Annotated in this window: 19 protein-coding genes and 2 tRNA genes; 9 read left to right on the forward strand and 12 right to left on the reverse strand. The window is 46.3% G+C overall.

Features of this window, described 5'->3' with window-relative positions:
• The first annotated feature begins 38 nt into the window (after positions 1–38).
• The 6 genes from ICN40_RS04370 to ICN40_RS04395 all read left to right on the forward strand — a co-directional run bounded on the left by ICN40_RS04370 (position 39) and on the right by ICN40_RS04395 (position 5,315).
• The gene (locus tag ICN40_RS04370; RefSeq protein ID WP_072583112.1) at positions 39–1,085 is read left to right on the forward strand and encodes a bifunctional UDP-4-keto-pentose/UDP-xylose synthase; all 1,047 of its coding nucleotides are present in this window, start codon (positions 39–41) and stop codon (positions 1,083–1,085) included.
• A gap of 22 nt (positions 1,086–1,107) precedes the next feature.
• Positions 1,108–2,025, forward strand: coding sequence for a polysaccharide deacetylase family protein (locus ICN40_RS04375; protein WP_216242387.1), 918 nt, complete (start codon positions 1,108–1,110; stop codon positions 2,023–2,025).
• A gap of 32 nt (positions 2,026–2,057) precedes the next feature.
• Entirely contained in the window at positions 2,058–2,525 is a 468-nt protein-coding gene (locus ICN40_RS04380) for a peroxiredoxin (protein WP_216242390.1), read from the forward strand.
• Between the two features lie 232 nt (positions 2,526–2,757).
• Complete coding sequence (locus ICN40_RS04385; RefSeq protein WP_216242392.1) at positions 2,758–4,419, forward strand: PhoH family protein; 1,662 nt, start codon at positions 2,758–2,760, stop codon at positions 4,417–4,419.
• Positions 4,400–4,933 (forward strand): C40 family peptidase, encoded by a 534-nt coding sequence (locus ICN40_RS04390; protein WP_216242394.1) that lies wholly within the window; start codon positions 4,400–4,402, stop codon positions 4,931–4,933. Before ICN40_RS04385 ends, ICN40_RS04390 begins: the two co-directional genes overlap by 20 nt.
• A gap of 115 nt (positions 4,934–5,048) precedes the next feature.
• Positions 5,049–5,315 carry a hypothetical protein gene (locus ICN40_RS04395; protein WP_216242395.1) on the forward strand — a complete coding sequence of 89 codons (267 nt, stop codon included), beginning with the start codon at positions 5,049–5,051 and terminating at the stop codon, positions 5,313–5,315.
• Positions 5,316–5,420: 105 nt separating this feature from the next.
• On the opposite strand, the gene dnaB is transcribed toward ICN40_RS04395, so the two are convergent.
• The 6 genes from dnaB to ICN40_RS04425 all read right to left on the reverse strand — a co-directional run bounded on the left by dnaB (position 5,421) and on the right by ICN40_RS04425 (position 10,631).
• Positions 5,421–7,916 (reverse strand): replicative DNA helicase, encoded by a 2,496-nt coding sequence (dnaB, locus tag ICN40_RS04400; RefSeq protein ID WP_308281766.1) that lies wholly within the window; start codon positions 7,914–7,916, stop codon positions 5,421–5,423.
• A gap of 24 nt (positions 7,917–7,940) precedes the next feature.
• Entirely contained in the window at positions 7,941–8,393 is a 453-nt protein-coding gene (gene rplI, locus ICN40_RS04405; RefSeq protein WP_072583119.1) for a 50S ribosomal protein L9, read from the reverse strand.
• Between the two features lie 13 nt (positions 8,394–8,406).
• Positions 8,407–8,679: a 30S ribosomal protein S18 gene (gene rpsR, locus ICN40_RS04410; protein ID WP_011902267.1), complete on the reverse strand. Its 273-nt coding sequence runs from the start codon at positions 8,677–8,679 to the stop codon at positions 8,407–8,409.
• Positions 8,680–8,692: 13 nt separating this feature from the next.
• Complete coding sequence (gene priB, locus ICN40_RS04415) at positions 8,693–8,986, reverse strand: primosomal replication protein N (protein WP_215321607.1); 294 nt, start codon at positions 8,984–8,986, stop codon at positions 8,693–8,695.
• 59 nt (positions 8,987–9,045) lie between these two features.
• Positions 9,046–9,420, reverse strand: a complete 375-nt coding sequence (gene rpsF / locus ICN40_RS04420; protein ID WP_072583121.1) for a 30S ribosomal protein S6 — start codon at positions 9,418–9,420, stop codon at positions 9,046–9,048.
• A 134-nt stretch (positions 9,421–9,554) separates the two neighbouring features.
• Positions 9,555–10,631, reverse strand: coding sequence for an asparaginase (locus tag ICN40_RS04425; protein WP_216242397.1), 1,077 nt, complete (start codon positions 10,629–10,631; stop codon positions 9,555–9,557).
• Positions 10,632–10,690: 59 nt separating this feature from the next.
• Here ICN40_RS04425 and lexA point away from each other — a divergent pair, with 59 nt between their 5' ends.
• A complete protein-coding gene (gene lexA / locus ICN40_RS04430; protein WP_215362769.1) occupies positions 10,691–11,410 on the forward strand; it encodes a transcriptional repressor LexA in 720 nt (239 codons plus the stop codon).
• A gap of 68 nt (positions 11,411–11,478) precedes the next feature.
• Here the strand turns inward: lexA and ICN40_RS04435 are convergent, their stop codons facing one another.
• From ICN40_RS04435 to uvrC, 5 genes are all read right to left on the reverse strand, one after another.
• A complete protein-coding gene (locus tag ICN40_RS04435) occupies positions 11,479–11,940 on the reverse strand; it encodes a hypothetical protein (protein WP_072583124.1) in 462 nt (153 codons plus the stop codon).
• 93 nt (positions 11,941–12,033) lie between these two features.
• Positions 12,034–12,107, reverse strand: a tRNA-Cys gene (locus tag ICN40_RS04440).
• Between the two features lie 49 nt (positions 12,108–12,156).
• Positions 12,157–12,232, reverse strand: a tRNA-Gly gene (locus ICN40_RS04445).
• A 116-nt stretch (positions 12,233–12,348) separates the two neighbouring features.
• Positions 12,349–12,924 carry a CDP-diacylglycerol--glycerol-3-phosphate 3-phosphatidyltransferase gene (gene pgsA, locus ICN40_RS04450; RefSeq protein ID WP_215359402.1) on the reverse strand — a complete coding sequence of 192 codons (576 nt, stop codon included), beginning with the start codon at positions 12,922–12,924 and terminating at the stop codon, positions 12,349–12,351.
• A gap of 33 nt (positions 12,925–12,957) precedes the next feature.
• A complete protein-coding gene (gene uvrC, locus ICN40_RS04455; protein ID WP_216242398.1) occupies positions 12,958–14,868 on the reverse strand; it encodes an excinuclease ABC subunit UvrC in 1,911 nt (636 codons plus the stop codon).
• On the opposite strand from uvrC, the gene earP reads away from it, so the two are divergent.
• Both earP and efp read left to right on the forward strand, forming a co-directional pair.
• Complete coding sequence (gene earP, locus ICN40_RS04460) at positions 14,867–15,937, forward strand: elongation factor P maturation arginine rhamnosyltransferase EarP (RefSeq protein ID WP_216242399.1); 1,071 nt, start codon at positions 14,867–14,869, stop codon at positions 15,935–15,937. The genes uvrC and earP overlap by 2 nt on opposite strands.
• An 87-nt stretch (positions 15,938–16,024) precedes the next feature.
• Positions 16,025–16,585: an elongation factor P gene (efp, locus tag ICN40_RS04465; protein WP_072583128.1), complete on the forward strand. Its 561-nt coding sequence runs from the start codon at positions 16,025–16,027 to the stop codon at positions 16,583–16,585.
• 67 nt (positions 16,586–16,652) lie between these two features.
• On the opposite strand, the gene nagZ is transcribed toward efp, so the two are convergent.
• The gene (gene nagZ / locus ICN40_RS04470; protein WP_216242400.1) at positions 16,653–17,732 is read right to left on the reverse strand and encodes a beta-N-acetylhexosaminidase; all 1,080 of its coding nucleotides are present in this window, start codon (positions 17,730–17,732) and stop codon (positions 16,653–16,655) included.
• Positions 17,733–17,745: the final 13 nt, after the last annotated feature.

Raw genomic sequence — 17,745 nt, forward strand, 5'->3', positions numbered from 1 at the left:
TCAGCAATAGCAAATTAGATTAAAACGAGGCTGTAGAGATGAAAAAAGTACTCATTCTTGGTGTTAATGGTTTTATTGGTCACCACCTTTCGAAGCGCATTCTTGAGACAACCGATTGGGATGTCTACGGCATGGATATGCAAAACGATCGTCTTGGTGATTTAGTTAATCATCCTCGCATGCACTTCTTTGAAGGCGACATCACAATTAATAAAGAATGGGTTGAATATCACATTCGCAAATGCGATGTCATCTTGCCTTTAGTGGCGATTGCAACGCCAGCTACGTATGTTCAGCAACCACTCAAGGTATTTGAGCTCGACTTCGAAGCCAATCTCCCAATCGTGCGCTCTGCTGTTAAGTACAAAAAGCATTTGGTATTCCCATCAACTTCGGAAGTCTATGGAATGTGTGAGGATGGTGAATTTGATCCTACTAAATCCAATATGGTTTATGGCCCAATTAACAAGCCACGCTGGATCTATGCTTGCTCTAAGCAATTAATGGACCGTGTGATCTGGGGTTATGGCATGGAAGGGTTGCGCTTTACTCTCTTCCGCCCATTTAACTGGATTGGCCCTGGCTTAGATAGTATCTATACACCCAAAGAAGGCTCATCCCGTGTTGTGACTCAGTTCTTGGGTCACATCGTTCGCGGCGAATCCATCAATGTTGTTGACGGTGGCGCCCAGAAACGTGCCTTTACTTATATTGATGATGGTATCGATGCTTTGATGCGCATTATCGATAACAAAGATGGTGTTGCTAACGGCAAGATCTACAACATCGGCAATCCAAAGAACAATCACTCCATTCGCGAACTCGCTAATCAGATGCTGGAAATCGCTCGCAGCATTCCTGAGTACGCAAAGAATGCGAATGAAGTAAAGATTGTAGAAACTACCTCTGGCGCTTACTACGGCGAAGGCTATCAAGACGTTCAAAATCGTGTTCCAGCAATAGATAACACGATGAGTGAACTAGGCTGGAAACCTACTACTACGATGTCTGATGCGCTCAAGAACATCTTTGAAGCCTATCGTGAAGACGTAGAAAAAGCCCGCACTTTAGTTGATAAAGAATAAGCGAAAGTAAATTCAAAGGTACATGGCTAAGATTGCTCTCAAGGTTGATGTTGATACCTTACGCGGAACCAAAGAAGGTGTTCCCAATCTAGCTCGCACTCTAGAGCGTTTTGGCCTTAAAGCCACCTTTCTATTTAGCCTTGGCCCTGACCATACAGGGTGGGCCTTAAAGCGCGTCTTCCGCCCTGGCTTTCTAAAAAAAGTTAGCCGCACTTCTGTTGTAGAGCACTACGGCATTAAGACGCTCTTATACGGCGTACTTCTTCCTGGCCCCGATATCGGCAAGAAAGCTGCTGCAGAAATGCGTGCCATTGATAAAGCAGGTCATGAGACAGGTATTCATACTTGGGATCATGTTGCTTGGCAAGATGCAGTGCGTGACCAAGATGCGTCTTGGACAAAAGCGATGATGCAAAAAAGCTGGGATCGCTTTGTAGAAATCTTTGGGCATGCACCGGTAACCTATGGTGCAGCTGGTTGGCAAATGAACGATGCCGCCTTTGAGCAACTCGATCAATGGGGTATTGCTTACTCCTCTGATGGTAGGGCTGAACCCAATCTCATGCCTTATCGCCTTGCACTGCCTTTAGGAAAAGCGAAGCATGTTCAGTACCCAACAACACTCCCGACCTTTGATGAACTTATTGGCATCGATGGCGCAGATGAATTTGGCGCAGTCAAAAAGTTATTAGAAATCACCCAAAGCAATCCAAATGACCAAGTCTTCACACTGCACGCTGAACTAGAGGGGCAAAAGCTATTGCCTGCGTTCGAGCAGCTGCTAGCTGGATGGCTAAATCAAGGTCATGAGCTCGTCACTATGGGCGAGCTTCATAAATCCTGGGAAGCCACCAAGCAACTCGATAAAATAGCTGTATTACCGCTGACCTGGGGAGAGATACCCAATCGTAGCGGTGATTTAATCATTCAAAATAACTAGAACTCAGAGATAACAACCAACGAAGGATCATCATGACAGTAGCCATCGGTCAACCTATGCCACAGTGCACAATTCCAGCAACCTCTGGATTGATGTTTTCACCTGCGTCTGCAAAAGGTAAAAAATTGGTTCTTTATTTTTACCCTAAAGATATGACTCCGGGCTGCACAGCTGAGTCCGGAGAATTTAGAGACAATATTGAAGCATTCACCAAAGCCAATACCCTGGTGGTAGGCGTTTCACGAGATAGCCTCAAGTCACATGACAATTTCCGCAGCAAACTAGAACTCCCATTTGAGTTGGTTGCTGATACCGAAGAAACGCTTTGTCAGATCTTTGGCGTCATGAAAATGAAGAATATGTACGGCAAGCAAGTTCGTGGCGTCGAGCGCAGCACCTTCCTATTTGACTCATCCGGCAAACTAGCAAAAGAGTGGCGTGGCCTTAAGGTTCCGGGTCATGTGACAGAGGTATTACAAGCTGCTCAAGCTACTAAATAATTTTTACAATAATTTGATCTGAGGTGCTTGCAAACCCCAAAATTTGGGGTAAAGTGGTTCATATGCACCGTAAACGACGGGAAAGTCTGACAATCCGTTTGAATCAGAAACCTGAATATCTCAGATCAGGTACGGGGAGTAACCCCCTCCGTTTTTCAGACCTTAATACAACCAGTTTCGTAATAAACCGTCAATGCAATCCGCTTGGCGGTTTTTTCTTTTAGGAGAGTCCATGCCACTGCCCCCAATCCCCACTCAAATTGCTGATCAAGTCAAACTCAGTCGCAAAGATACTCCCGACTTAAAGAAACGCCCTGCTCAAGCAAAACCGGTGGTAGTGGAAGCCGTTGATTGGACTAATGACGCAGAGGAAGATTTATCCGCTGCAGAAGTAGCTCTTGAGAAGATCAAAGCGGATCATCGCCCCACTTCCAATGCACGAAACGAAAGCAAAGCACCTACACCCGCAAAACCAAAACGCGTGATTCGTACTGGACCGCCGAGCTTATTTGTTCTCGATACCAACGTATTGATGCATGATCCAAGCTCGCTATTCCGTTTCTCCGAGCACGATCTCTATCTGCCGATGACCACTCTAGAAGAGTTGGACAATCACAAGAAAGGCATGACTGAGGTAGCCCGCAATGCTCGTACTGTTAGCAGATCCCTGGATCAACTGATTGCTGGTACTAGTGGCACTCTGGATGAAGGCATCCCCCTAAATAAGCTAGGCAACCAAGATGTGACTGGGCGCCTCTTCTTCCAAACCAAATTCTCTACACAAGCATTACCTGAAGGCTTACCTGAAGGTAAGGGTGACAATATGATTTTGGCGGTAGTGAGTGAGCTGCAAAAAACTCGCAAAGGTCAAGAAGTAGTATTGGTATCCAAAGATATCAATATGCGCATCAAAGCCCGCGCACTTGGCTTACCGGCTGAAGATTATTTCAATGACCAAGTTTTAGAAGATCGCGACTTGATGTATGCCGGAGTCATGCAACTAAATGCCGACTTTTGGCCCAAACATGGCAAGGATATGGAAAGCTGGGCTGACTCTAAATCCGGCACGATGTTCTATCGAGTGACTGGACCTTCCGTACAAAGCATGCTAGTCAATCAGTTTGTCTATCAAGAAAATCCTGATGGTTCCACGCCTTTCTATGCTCAGGTTAGAGAAATTAATGGCAAGACTGCTCTCTTGCAAACACTCAGAGACTTCTCTCATCAGAAAAATAATGTTTGGAGTGTGACTGCGCGTAACCGCGAACAAAACTTTGCCATGAATCTACTGATGAACCCAGATGTGGATTTTGTGACTTTATTGGGTCAAGCGGGAACTGGTAAAACCTTGCTAGCACTGGCTGCCGGCCTCGAGCAGGTCCTCGACAGCAAACGCTATAACGAGATCATCATTACACGTGCCACTGTCCCTGTAGGTGAAGATATCGGCTTCCTCCCAGGTACCGAAGAAGAAAAGATGCAACCTTGGATGGGTGCATTTGACGATAACCTCGAGGTATTACAGCGCAACGAAGATGGCGGCGCTGGTGAATGGGGTCGTGCTGCAACTCAAGAGTTAATTCGCTCCCGCATCAAAGTAAAGAGCATGAACTTTATGCGCGGTAGAACTTTTGTGAGCAAATTTGTGATCATCGATGAAGCGCAAAACTTAACCCCAAAACAAATGAAGACTTTGGTAACCCGTGCAGGCCCTGGAACCAAAATCATTTGCTTAGGTAATATCGCCCAGATTGATACGCCTTACTTAACAGAAGGTTCTTCCGGTTTAACTTATGTGGTGGACCGCTTCAAAGGCTGGCGTCACGGTGGTCATGTGACATTGGCTCGCGGTGAGCGCTCACGTCTTGCGGATCATGCTGCTGACGCACTCTAAGCAATCCCTCTCATGCCGCACTCTTTTAGGGTGCGGCATTTTTATTTGCAGCTTACTCATCCTAAGCGGATGCAGCACATTCAGCGGTAAATCAGGAGCCCCTTCCAAAGTTGTTCAATTTAAGCAAGATACTAGTGTCGGCACTGAAGATATCTCCATTGCAGCCGTAGGCTTAGTGGACGTGCCCTATCGATATGGTGGCAATACCCCAAAAGGCGGTTTTGATTGCAGCGGTCTGATTGTGTATGTCTATAACAAAGCGGCTGGGGTAAAACTACCGCGCACTATTCAATTGATGAGCACCAAAGGTAGAAGCATTGAAGGGCAGCCTCCCGCACCAGGTGATTTAGTATTCTTCAATACCACTGGTGAAAAATATTCCCATGCCGGAATCTATGTTGGGCAAGGCAGGTTTGTTCATGCCCCTAGTGCCGGAGGAACCGTGCGCCTAGACTACATCACATCACCCTATTGGGCAGCTAAATTTACTGAAGCACGTCGTATGGTGCCCTGATATTGACATTCTTTAGGGTTAATAGCACTTTCCCCATGTTTCCTAATATCTTAATTTAGATTACAGTATTTTATTAAGTAGTCCACGAACTGAAGTACTCACAATTGGAGATGTCATGAAAAAAATCATCATCGCTTTAAGTATTGCATTTAGTTTTGCACTCTCTACTTCCGCTTTTGCTGATCAAGCAGCCTGTGAAGCCAAAGCAGTTAGCAAAGAAGGTAAACCCCTCTATGGCGCAGCCAAGGATGCCTCCATTAAAAAATGTATGGGTGGAGCTCAAGCAAATGACTGCGAAGCTAAAGCAGTGAGCAAAGATGGCAAACCTTTGTATGGCGCAGCCAAAACTGCTTCAATCAAGAAATGCGAAGGCGGTAAATAAGATTGGTTATTTAACCTTTTTGATCCGATTCATTTTCTGTAGTAAAAAAGCCTCGCAATGCGAGGCTTTTTATTGCTTACTTCTTATTAATATTCTTTAATTTTTTTAGAACGGCTCGTATCCACCAGATGAATATCCAACAGAGCCCATCGCCAAGTTATCAAACTTGGTATACGGACCTTGCCAGCTTAAGCGTACAGTTCCAATTGGACCATTACGTTGCTTACCAATGATGATCTCAGCCATACCTTTATCGGTGGTAGTGTCTGGGTGATAAACCTCATCACGATAGATGAACATAATTAAGTCGGCATCTTGCTCAATCGCGCCTGACTCACGCAAGTCTGACATGATCGGACGCTTATTAGGACGTTGCTCAAGACCACGATTTAACTGTGACAGTGCAACTACAGGGCACTGCAATTCTTTTGCGAGTGACTTGAGTGAGCGGGAGATTTCTGAAATCTCGGTTGCGCGGTTTTCAGAACCGGAGCCACTCATCAACTGCAAGTAGTCAATTACTACTAGACCAAGGGTGCCACCAAAGTTTCTGGCAATGCGACGTGCGCGTGCACGCAACTCTAAGCTTGATAAAGAACCAGTCTCATCAATCAGAATTTGGGTATTACTTAAGCGAGCAATTGCATCTGTGACGCGTGGCCACTCATCGTCTTGCAACTTACCAGTACGCATACGACCTTGGTCTACGCGCCCTACTGATCCAAGCAAACGGGCAGCCAATTGTTCGCCTGACATCTCCATAGAGAACACCACAACAGGCAAGCCTTCAGCAAGCGCAACGTTCTCGGCGATATTTAATGCAAATGCAGTGTTGTGCGTAACGACATAATCATTCGTTACGTAAGTTCGTTGTGGGTGACTAACTGAAATACATTGCGCCTCAGACATCCTGGAAGGCTCAATACTTTGAAATGAAAGTCTACGTTGGCGATCCCAGCTTGCTCTTAATCTTTCAGTCTTTTCGGGCAGAGTAAAAGCTTGAAAACCGGGACCAAAACTCATATTTAAAACATAAGATAAGCGGCCTTGCTTCTTTTCACCCTTGTAGGTGTAGCTGGCTTGCTTTTGTGCTATTGAGCAAAAGCCTCCTAATGACCTAGCTAAAGTTGCAACATCTTCAGACAATTGCTTACTCGCCGTACAGAAACGAATAGAACCCCACTTCTCAATCCACCCATCGGTATCCATCAATCCCTGGAATAATGCGAGACGAGAAGTCTTGTTCGCCTCTAGATAAGTAGCAGGAATATTTTTATCAAAACTTCTACAACCTAGTACGCCTAATTCACCTAAAGCAGCTCTAAAATAATTTGTCTTTACAGCTGCTCTTTGACCATTAGCGGCAATTCTTTCTTTCGAAACCAATCTCCAGTCGTATGCATTAGCATGCACCAACTCCATCTCATAGTTCGCAAGCAAATTCATGCGTTCTACAAGCTCAGGTGACTTAGTTGAAAACATAACTGATCCATGAGAAAGGGCTAGAGTGCCATCACCTAGCAACGCACCTAAAACCCATGGATGAATTGGCAATGCATTCGAGTGGCCAAAGTCACCCGAAACAGGATCAATCCACAATCTATTTTTATATCGAACACATTGCAGCATTTCCATTAATCGGGTGGTATTGACAACGCGTGGCTCGGACCAATCGCGATACATCACCCGCCAGAGATGCTCATCACAACACTCAGCTTGACGACCATCAGAAAAAGTTACTTTATATATTTGCTTGATACCCTGCGGATAGATGCCAGTCACCATCGAATGCTGGCCATCAACGGAAGCCAGGCGATCGCCAAAACGCAAATCACCCATCAACTTCCAGCCATCAACCGTTTTCACTTTTGCATCTAGAGGCTGAGCTTTACCCATAGAAGGACGACCCGCAACAATCACCAAGTCACCTTTTTGCAGGCCGCTAGTTTGCTTATCTAAATCTATGAAGCCAGTTGCAATACCGGTGATGTCGCTTCCACCTTGGCGGTTATAGAGCTCATCAATGCGGGCAACAACAGCCTTCAGCAAAGGTTCAATCTCTAGATAGTCGGCCTTGCGACTACCTTCTTCGCCAATCTGAAGAATGCGTGATTCAGCTTCATCCAACAAAGTTCTTACCGTACGTCCTTCAGGAACGAATGCAGAATTAACAATGCTGTCCGAAACTTCGATCAAGCGACGCAAAATACTGCGGTCACGAACAATATCGGCATAGCCTTTAATGTTCGCTGCACTGGGAGTGTTTTGCGCCAATGAATTTAGGTAATCAATACCAACCAAATCACCACCCTGTTCAGATTTAATTGCATCATGAACAGTAATGACGTCAGCGGGATGATTGTCGCCAACCAAACGAGCAATTGCCTTGTAGATCAAAGCATGTTCGGGGCGATAGAAATCTTTATCGTTTAATACTCCACCCAGGTTATCCCAAGAAGAGTTATCGATCAGTAGACCGCCGAGCAGTGATTGCTCGGCTTCTACAGAATGCGGCGGAACTTTTAAAGCCTGCACGACTGCATCCCCAGAACCCATCATGCCGGGATTCAGCGTAACGGAACGTGAACGGGATTCAGCCATGTGGCTAGTTTACAGATCTAAAACTTAAGCTTGCTCGCCAACTACACGAATAGTGATGTCTGCAACTACGTCGGTATGAACAGCAACCGCTACAGGGTGATCACCAACCATTTTCAATGGGCCAGTAGGCATGCGTACTGAAGACTTCTCAATTGTGAAGCCTTTAGCTTTCAAAGCATCAGCGATGTCATGATTGGTTACAGAACCAAACAAACGACCGTCAACACCCGCTTTTTGACCAATTTCGAGAACCAAGTCCTTAAGCTTTGCGCCAACTACTTCAGCAGCAGCCAATTTCTCAGCAGCTAATTTTTCCAACTCAGCACGACGAACTGCAAAATCAGCAATTGCTGCTTCAGTTGCACGACGGGCTTTGCGTTGTGGGATTAAAAAGTTACGAGCGAAACCGTCTTTAACGCGAACTACGTCGCCAAGGTTGCCCAGGTTAGTTACTTTTTCTAAAAGAATGATTTGCATTGAGGGCTCCCAATTATTTCTTATGTTGATCGGAGAATGGCAATAAAGCCAAGTAACGAGCACGCTTGATAGCAGTGTCTAACTGACGCTGATACTTTGCTTTTGTGCCTGTCAAACGAGCAGGAGTGATCTTGGCGTTTTCGCCAATGAAGTCCTTCAATGTATCTACATCTTTGTAGTCAATCTGTTCTACGCCAGCAACAGTGAAACGGCAATAACGCTTACGCTTGAACAATGGGTTCTGAGCTGGTTTCTTTTTGAAATCGGGTTTCTTTCCAAACGCCATGATGATTTCCTCTTTAATTTTTCAATTGAATATGGGTAATATGGAAAACAAGTCTTTGATTACGTAGAGTCTTGGGTGCTAAGAATCCCTCAAACACTGCCTCAGCTCCTAAATCCATTCGCTCTAAGTCCTTTTGTATCGGACCGATTGTGATGGCTTCAACGTTCATCTGAATTTTCCTTGCCACTCCTACCTCGTTTGCTTGGCCACTATGTTCTAGCTGGCAATGCATCACCGGTATTCCTGCTGGTGTAAATCGAATCGCGTCTTTAGATACCAAGATTGCAGTGAGGGTGAAATGATTCAACGCCGCTCCGCTTCTCTGATACGTTTTCTAGTCTGTGTATTCCTCTTCAAATTTCTAACTTAGGCTGTCGCTACAGGAGCGTCGGCTTGAGCAGATTTACGCGCTTCTTCACGTTGCACTTCTTTCATCATGATGGAAGGCTCTGTTTCAGCTTTCTTAGTCTTGATGATGAGGTGACGCAAAACAGCATCGTTAAATTTGAACGCATGCTCGAGCTCTTCCAGAGTTTTCTGGTCGCACTCAATGTTCATGCAAACGTAGTGGGCTTTAGCAAGCTTGTCGATCATGTAAGCCATCTGACGACGACCCCAGTCTTCCATACGATGAATTTTGCCGCCCGCAGCTGCTAATGTAGCTTTGTAACGATCGATCATCGCTGGCACTTGCTCGCTTTGGTCCGGATGGACGATAAAGACGATTTCATAATGACGCATCTAACACTCCTTAAGGATAGAGTCACCTGGGCGTCTTGCTAAGTTCTGATGGTTGTGAACTCAGCGCCAGTGTGACAAGGTAGTAACAAATTGTAGGTACTGCTAACAACACTTTTACAACTGCTTTTCAGCACTTACCGTATTACAGGCAAGACCGCTATTCTAGCAAAAAAATCCTGCCAAGTCAAGGATTTACCAGCTATTTGAGCCTGTTTTTCGGCATTCAACGCTAGCTGGAGTGCAATTCTGGCCCTAGGAGCAGTAAGACTGCCTGATGCCAAACACCCGCCAATGTCCTTTTCAGGCAAATCGGACAGGGTTTCACCCGCGCCCGTTCTAGTAGTTCTCACCAAGGCAATTCCATGCTTTACTGCTACCCCCAGGGGATCTCTCCACGCATCATGAAGCCCCCCCATACCCGAACCCGCAAGGACCAAGCCCTTTACTTTGGAGTTTAGCCAATGGGTAATCGTTTCTGAGCGAGCGCCTGCATGGCTCGTCAATATCTCTACCCAAGGCCATTCACCCTCCTTAGGAATAGGCAAATCCTCACTCCAAAGGGCCTGAACTGCCTTCACGCCCGACAACCAGGATGGATTAATCAACCCAACTGAGCTGCTAGGAGAAGCTTGGATGGGCGCATTGAGGGCGCTACCGTGGCGTTTTGCTAGGTCCATGGCCAAACAACCTCTGCCATCCATTACGGCATATATGCCGCCCGGGCAATCATCTAATGGGCTAGATGCCCAACGAATAGCATCCAGCAAGTTAGATGGGCCGTCCGCTTTAGGGGCATTGGACGGCAACATGGCGCCCGTTAAGATAACTCTTTTGCCTAAATTTTGAGCATATTTACCGCAAGTCAGCTGCAAAAAGGCACCTGCCTCCTCAATCGTGTCAGTTCCGTGAGTGACCACTATGCCTTTAACCAAGGTATTAGCAAGGGCCTCTCTCACAGTTTCACCCAAAATTGTTAATAAGGGCTCTGTCAGATTGCGACTATTGATGTTGGCAACCTGCCTTGAAACTAAGCTAATGCCCTCAGGAACGGCAGACTGAATATGGGTAAGCAGGGAGGCGACTTCGACCTGGCCAGCTTCATATTGCATAGGTTTATCTGCCGGGCTCGGCGCCAAACCGGCGATCGTGCCGCCCATACCCAACACCAAGATGTGGGGTGAAGTTTCGGGAGTATTTTGTTGGGAGCTCATGCCCCATTATCCCCCTTAAATAGCTTGATCTATCAAATACTGCTGTATACAATCCCAGTATGGACATAAACACAGTCGATTTTCCGGAGGAGCTGACTGCCCTCCCCAAGCTCACTCCACGTCAGAATGAGATTTTGGAGTTGATTACTAAGGCCATCGATGAAAGCGGCCTGCCGCCAACCCGTGCAGAGATAGCCACCCAACTCGGATTTGCCTCTGCCAATGCTGCCGAAGAACATCTGCGCGCACTTGCCAAAAAAGGTTATATCGAATTAACGCCCGGCACTTCACGCGGCATTCGGATTCCGCAACGATTTAATCAATCGCACAATAGCAATAAATACCGCCAGCTTTCTTTACCGTCAGGCGCATTACAACAACTCACGTTGCCATTAATTGGTCGTGTTGCCGCTGGATCCCCAATCATGGCTGTGGAACATATTGAAAAGCATGTTCCGGTTGATCCAAATTTATTTAGCAAAGGTGCTGATTACTTATTAAAAGTAAAAGGCATGAGTATGCGCGATGCCGGCATTCTGGATGGCGATTATTTAGCCGTAAGAAAGACAACCGAAGTTCGCAACGGTGACATTGTTGTTGCTCGCCTTGATGATGAAGTGACTGTGAAGCGTTGGCAACAAAAGAAAACTGCGAACGGCATGGTCATCGAATTACAAGCAGAGAACCCAGACTTCAAAAACATTTTGGTTGACGATCGTCAGCCCAACTTTGCCATTGAAGGCCAGGCAGTTGGCTTGATAAGGGCTGAAGGGCTTTAAGCTCAAGCCCCTAAAGCAAAAGGCCTCTTGTTAGAGGCCTTTTTTATTTACCGCCTTACTCAGTCAAATCATTTACGAGTTGGAGCAACTACGTTTGCATTCTTTGGTGAAGAGGTCACGATGATGACTGACTTAGGACCGCCGAGAGATCCATCGACGATTTCAACAGTAGCAGTTCTATCGCCTTTAGTGAAAACCAAAATACTCGTTTTTGCTTTCACAGCAGTCACTATTGTCCAGCCACCCTTTGGATATTCTGATTGGAAAAATGCGTAGACATCAGTTGCACCTTGAAGTGCATTGACTACCGCTCTACCAACCCATTCGTTGCCACGGCCAATAATGATGGAATCACCACCAGACAGTCGTGCGCCTTGCGGTAAAGGCATGTCACCCAAAAGTTGGGACTGCACCTCTTGAATCTCTTCTGCTGTACCGGTAGGAGAATCTCCCGAACTAGCGCATGCACCCAAGAGTGCTGATAAAAATAATGCGAGGGCACTGATTTTCAAAGTTTGAATTGTGATCATGTGGGTTGTGCTTGATTAAGGTGGTTGACACTTTTTACTTACGATAGTTAAAAGTATTTTAGGTGATGCACCTAATTCGTCAAGACAAATTACTGGAGGCGCGTGAGGGAATCGAACCCCCGTACGAAGCTTTGCAGGCTCCTGCCTAACCACTCGGCCAACGCGCCATACTCTTGAATCAAAAATGGGAAGCTTTTGAGGGCTTCCCATCGAACTTGGAGCGGGAAAGGAGGTTCGAACTCCCGACCTATACCTTGGCAAGGTATCGCTCTACCAGCTGAGCTATTCCCGCATAACAGGGCAGTAGTTTAACAAACAATCTGCAAGAAAGCATTATTCCCAGAAAAACCAAAAAACCAAGGGAACCCAATCTCCCTGAAAAGCTTAACTGGCTGGGATTTGGAACGCTTAGTCTATTTTTCCAGCGAGCTGAGGCAAGGCCTTTTTCATGTAATAGAACATCGACCAAAGCGTTAAAAAGGAGGCAATCCAAATTAACCAGGTACCTACTTGCGCACAATTTAACCAACCAAATAAGGTGTCATTGAGCAATAAAAAGGGAATGGCTACGAGTTGAGCAGTCGTTTTGAGCTTACCAACCATATGAACTGCCACACTTTTTCCGGCTCCCAATAAAGCCATCCACTCTCTCAGGGCGGAGATCGTGATTTCACGACCAATGATGATGAGTGCAACCCAAACTTGAACGCGATCCATATTCAATAAAACCAATAGTGCAGCTGCAACAATCAGCTTGTCTGCAACCGGATCTAAAAATTGGCCAAATGCAGACTCTTGTTTTAAACGGCGGGCCAAGAAACCATCCAACCAATCAGTAATGGCAGCAGAGATAAAGATGATTGCTGCAATCAGATTCTTATCAAACGGAGTAAGCCAAGAATTGGGAAGATAAAAAATAGCTACCAACAGCGGAATCGCTGCAACACGCAACCAGGTTAGAGCGATCGGAAGATTAAAAGGCATTGGATAAGCATAAACCAAGAACGGTCAATGCTCCTAGTGAAGCTGACGATATATCTGTTCAGCGAGCGTTAAGGAGACACCCTCAACACTGGCAATCTCTTCGATACTGGCATTAGAGACGCCCTTTAAGCCGCCAAAACGAGCCAACAACTTTTGACGTCGCTTGGCACCAATGCCCTCAATCTCCTCTAGACGGGAGATTGTCCTAGCCTTAGCGCGTTTAGCTCGCATGCCAGTAATCGCAAAGCGGTGCGCCTCATCCCGTATCTGAGCTACTAATAGCAATGCCGCACTATCTATACCCAACTCCAACGCCTTACGTCCATCTGCAAAAATGAGTGTTTCCAGTCCAACCTTACGGCCTTCACCCTTAGCAACGCCCACAATCAAACCAACATCCATGCCAAATTCAGAAAGAACTTGTCTTGCCATTTCTACCTGGCCTTTGCCGCCGTCAATCAAAATCACTTGAGGAATCTTTTCAACAGGCAGTTCTTGAAAATTGGCGTAGCGTCTTTGCAAGACCTGTCGCATAGCTGCGTAATCATCACCTGGTGTGATGTCATTAATATTGAACCGTCGATACTCACTCGACTGCATTGCGTTTTTGGCATACACCACACAAGATGCTTGGGTTGCCTCACCAGAGGTGTGGCTAATATCAAAACATTCGATGCGCAGCTGCTCAAGACTTTCCAATTCGAGGCTCAAGATATCAGCTAATGCACGTGCCCTAGCCAACTGCCCACCCGTCTCAACTAAGCGTTTAGTAAGTGCAATCTTCGCATTTCCCTCTGCCATTCCAAGCCAGTGACGTCTTTGACCTTGAGGTTGGTGCAAGAAAGTAATTTTTCTGCCGGCTTGTGCATTTAATAACTCGTGTAAATCTTCTGGGGGAGATTCATTGAGTTGAGTCAAATCATCACTTGCTGATTGCAGGGCATGATTTAGAACGAGAACCGGTGGAATTAAATTCGCAGCAGTCTCATCGGCATGTTCTTCTAAATAATGCTGAGTAATAAAGGCTTCTAGTATTTCTGCTGGGGATGGCAACTCGCCGGAAGTGGAGCGCAAACCTTTAGGGAAATAGGCTCTATCACCCAAGTGACGGCCGCCACGAATCATAGCTAAGTTCACACAAACCATACCCTCCATTTGTGCTACAGCGATCACATCCACATCACCCTCACCTTCGGCAACGGTATCCATCGACTGTTGCTGCAAGACACTAGATAAGTCAGCAATGCGATCTCGCAACACCGCAGCCATCTCAAACTCCATTGCTTGGCTATGCTTGTGCATTTCTTTTTCAAGCTCGGATAACACTCGGCTGTGATCGCCCTCTAAAAAGCGGGTAGCTTGAGCAACATCTTGCCCATACTGCTCAACACTAAGGCGACCGACGCATGGGGCACTGCAGCGATGAATCTGATGCAAGAGGCAAGGACGGCTGCGATTCTTGAAAACAGAATCCTCGCAAGTTCTTAAGCGGAATACTTTTTGAAGAATCTGCACGCTATTGCGCACTGCCCAGCTATTCGGAAATGGTCCAAAGTAATGATTGCGCTTATCCACTTTTCCTCGGTACGAGGCTAGCCTTGGGAACTGATGTCCAGTTAACATCACATAGGGGTAAGACTTGTCATCACGAAAGAGAATATTGAATGGGGGAGCCAACTCTTTAATAAGATTATTCTCTAGAATGAGGGCTTCCGTTTCAGTCCGTGTTACCGTTGTCTCATAGCGGGCAATTTTGCCCACCATCAGCTCGATACGCGGTGATAACTGGGTGCGCTGGAAATAACTAGAGACACGCTTTTTGAGGTTGCGCGCTTTGCCTACATACAGAATATGTCCCGCTTCATCAAAAAAGCGATATACCCCCGGTAATCCGGGTAGCCGTTTAACATCCTGCTGAAGGGTTTCAAAAAGCGAATTACTCATGCGTTGGGATATTTTCTGCCAAATCGTCGATAACTATGGTGATGCCGGTGTTTGCTGGCGTCTAGCCCGAAGCTTATCAAGCATTCATGGGCAAGAGGTTCGTATTTTTTGCGATGATCTGCCAACCCTTAATTTACTCGCATCTGGAGTAGACCCATCCATTAAGCAAAAAATTGATATGCGGCCATGGGAGGCTAGCCATGCTAATGCTCGTCACCCAGTACAAATACCCGATGTTGTGATTGAGGCCTTTGGCTGTGAATTACCAGAACGTTACTTGGCAGGCCTATTTATCGCCCCGGTCAAACCTATCATCATTAACTTGGAATACTTGAGCGCAGAGCCCTGGGTAATTGATTTTCATGGCAAAGCGTCACCTCAGTCACACGGCATTCCGAAATATTTTTTCTTTCCCGGCTTTCAGGATGAGGTGGGTGGGCTATTGCTGGACCCCATTCCAGCAGAAGGCCATCTTGTGGCAAAAAATATTACTGACGATCTGAAGGCTACATGGTCCAAGTTACGTCCTGGTGCAAAACGGATCAGCATCTTTTGCTACCCAGGTGCGCCACTTAAAAAATGGCTAGCTGACTTAGGCCGTCTTGGTGAAGATGTTGATGTCTTGCTTGCCCATGGTCATGCTGAGCAACTCAGTCTTTATGGAGAGAACCCCATCTCTCTACCCAACAATCTCCAACTGCTCTCAATGCCATTTGTATCTCAGGATGAATATGACTGGGCGCTATCGCAATGCGACTTTAATATTGTGCGTGGAGAAGATTCTTTTGTGCGCGCTCAACTTGCTGGCAAACCATTTATTTGGCATATCTACCCTCAAGAAGACCGCGCCCATGAAGTGAAATTAGCAGCTTTTCTGGATCTCTATCTGGAAGAGGCCAACCAAGAATTGAGGCTAGCTACGATTGCCGCCATGACTTGGGCTATGCCCAGCGAATGGTTTAGGGACTTAAACCGCTGGAATGCGCATGCCAAGCACTGGCGCACCCATTTACTTGAAAAACAAGCAGATGGCGGCTTGCCAGCGCGTTTAATCCGCTTTGTCGCCTAATCCCAAGCAATAAAGGCTTGCGGGCGGTTACAATCTTGTTTTTGATAAAAACCGCAGAAAATTAGCTCTGCCCCCAGGAATAGCAAGATGAAAACAGCACAAGAACTCCGCGTTGGTAACGTAGTGATGATCGGCACCGATGCCCAGGTCGTTTTAAAGGCCGAATATAGCCGCTCTGGCCGCAACTCCTCTGTTGTGAAAATGAAATTTAAGAATTTGTTAACTGGTGCACCGAACGAAGGCGTTTACAAAGCGGATGACAAGTTTGATGTTGTGATTCTCGATAAGAAAGAATGTACTTACTCTTATTTCGCAGATCCAATGTATGTGTTTATGGATACTGAATACAACCAGTACGAGGTTGAAGCCGAGTTCATGGGTGATGCATTGAACTACCTTGAAGAAAGCATGCCATGCGAAGTGGTGTTCTACGAAGGTAAAGCACTCTCAGTAGCAATGCCTAACTCATTGGTTCGTGAAATCATTTACACAGAGCCAGCAGTTAAAGGTGATACCAGCTCAGGTAAGGTATTGAAGAACGCAAAATTAGCAACTGGCTATGAATTGCAAGTTCCTTTGTTTTGCAATACTGGCGATAAGATCGAGATCGATACTCGCACCGGCGAATATCGTAGCCGCGCTAACTAATTAGCTGGCTACAGATGTTAAAAAGCCCGGCATGCCGGGCTTTTTTATTTCTACAAATGAATTTAACTTACTCAGCAATCAAACCTAACTGCACAAGCAGGCCTTTAGCGTGCTGGTACTGAGCCTCGTTCTGCAATTCATCCCAACCCAATGCAAGCGCTGTCGGCATTAACTTATTTAAACGCGCTTTTGACTCTTCCTGCTTAGCTTTTGATACCTTTAGCTTACTTAATAGCTGATCTGCAAGGTCTGGGCGATTGCAGATTAATACCGCATCGCAACCAGCCTCTAGCGCCATTTCTGCACCCTTCACTACCGATCCTGCAACGCTTGCACCTTCCATGGATAGGTCGTCGCTGAAGATCACGCCTTCAAAACCCAACTCTTGACGCAGAATGGAGTGAAGCCAAATCTTAGAAAATCCTGCTGGGTTCTTATCTACCTTTGGATAAATTACATGTGCAGGCATTACTGATGCCAGACTTAGATCTAACCACTCGTAAGGCTTGGCATCATCATTCAAGATTTCTTTTAAAGGACGCTCATCCACTGGGATGGCCACGTGTGAATCAGCCTCAGCCCAGCCATGCCCAGGGAAATGCTTGCCGCAGTTGGCCATGCCAGCAAGACGCAAACCTTCATTCAGGCTCTTTGACAACGCAAAGACTATTTGTGGATCGCGGCTAAATGAGCGATCGCCAATCACTCCACTGCGACCAAAATCTAAATCCAGCACCGGTGTAAAACTGAAGTCAACTCCACAAGCACGCAGTTCAGCAGCAAGTACATATCCACAAGCTGTTGCAGCAGCCATTGCGATAGCAGCGGATTCTGCAGCATGGGTTGATTTATTTTTAGCGCTCCATAATTCACCCAATTTACGCATAGCTGGTAAGTGGGTAAAGCCGTCTGTTCTTGCACGCTGCACTCGACCACCCTCATGATCAATGGAAATAAGCACATCAGGGCGCAGCTTCTTAATGGCAGCAGTTAATTTAATGAGCTGCTGACGATTAGCAAAGTTTCTACCGAATAAAATAACGCCGCCAGTCAGGGGATGCAAGATGCGTCGACGATCCTCGGCATTTAATTCCAGACCAACTACATCCAGAGTGACTGGGCCGGGGGCCATGGTTGACTTACTCATTTCTTCCTCTATT

This window comes from Polynucleobacter sp. Fuers-14, assembly GCF_018882045.1.
Taxonomy (GTDB): Bacteria; Pseudomonadota; Gammaproteobacteria; order Burkholderiales; family Burkholderiaceae; genus Polynucleobacter.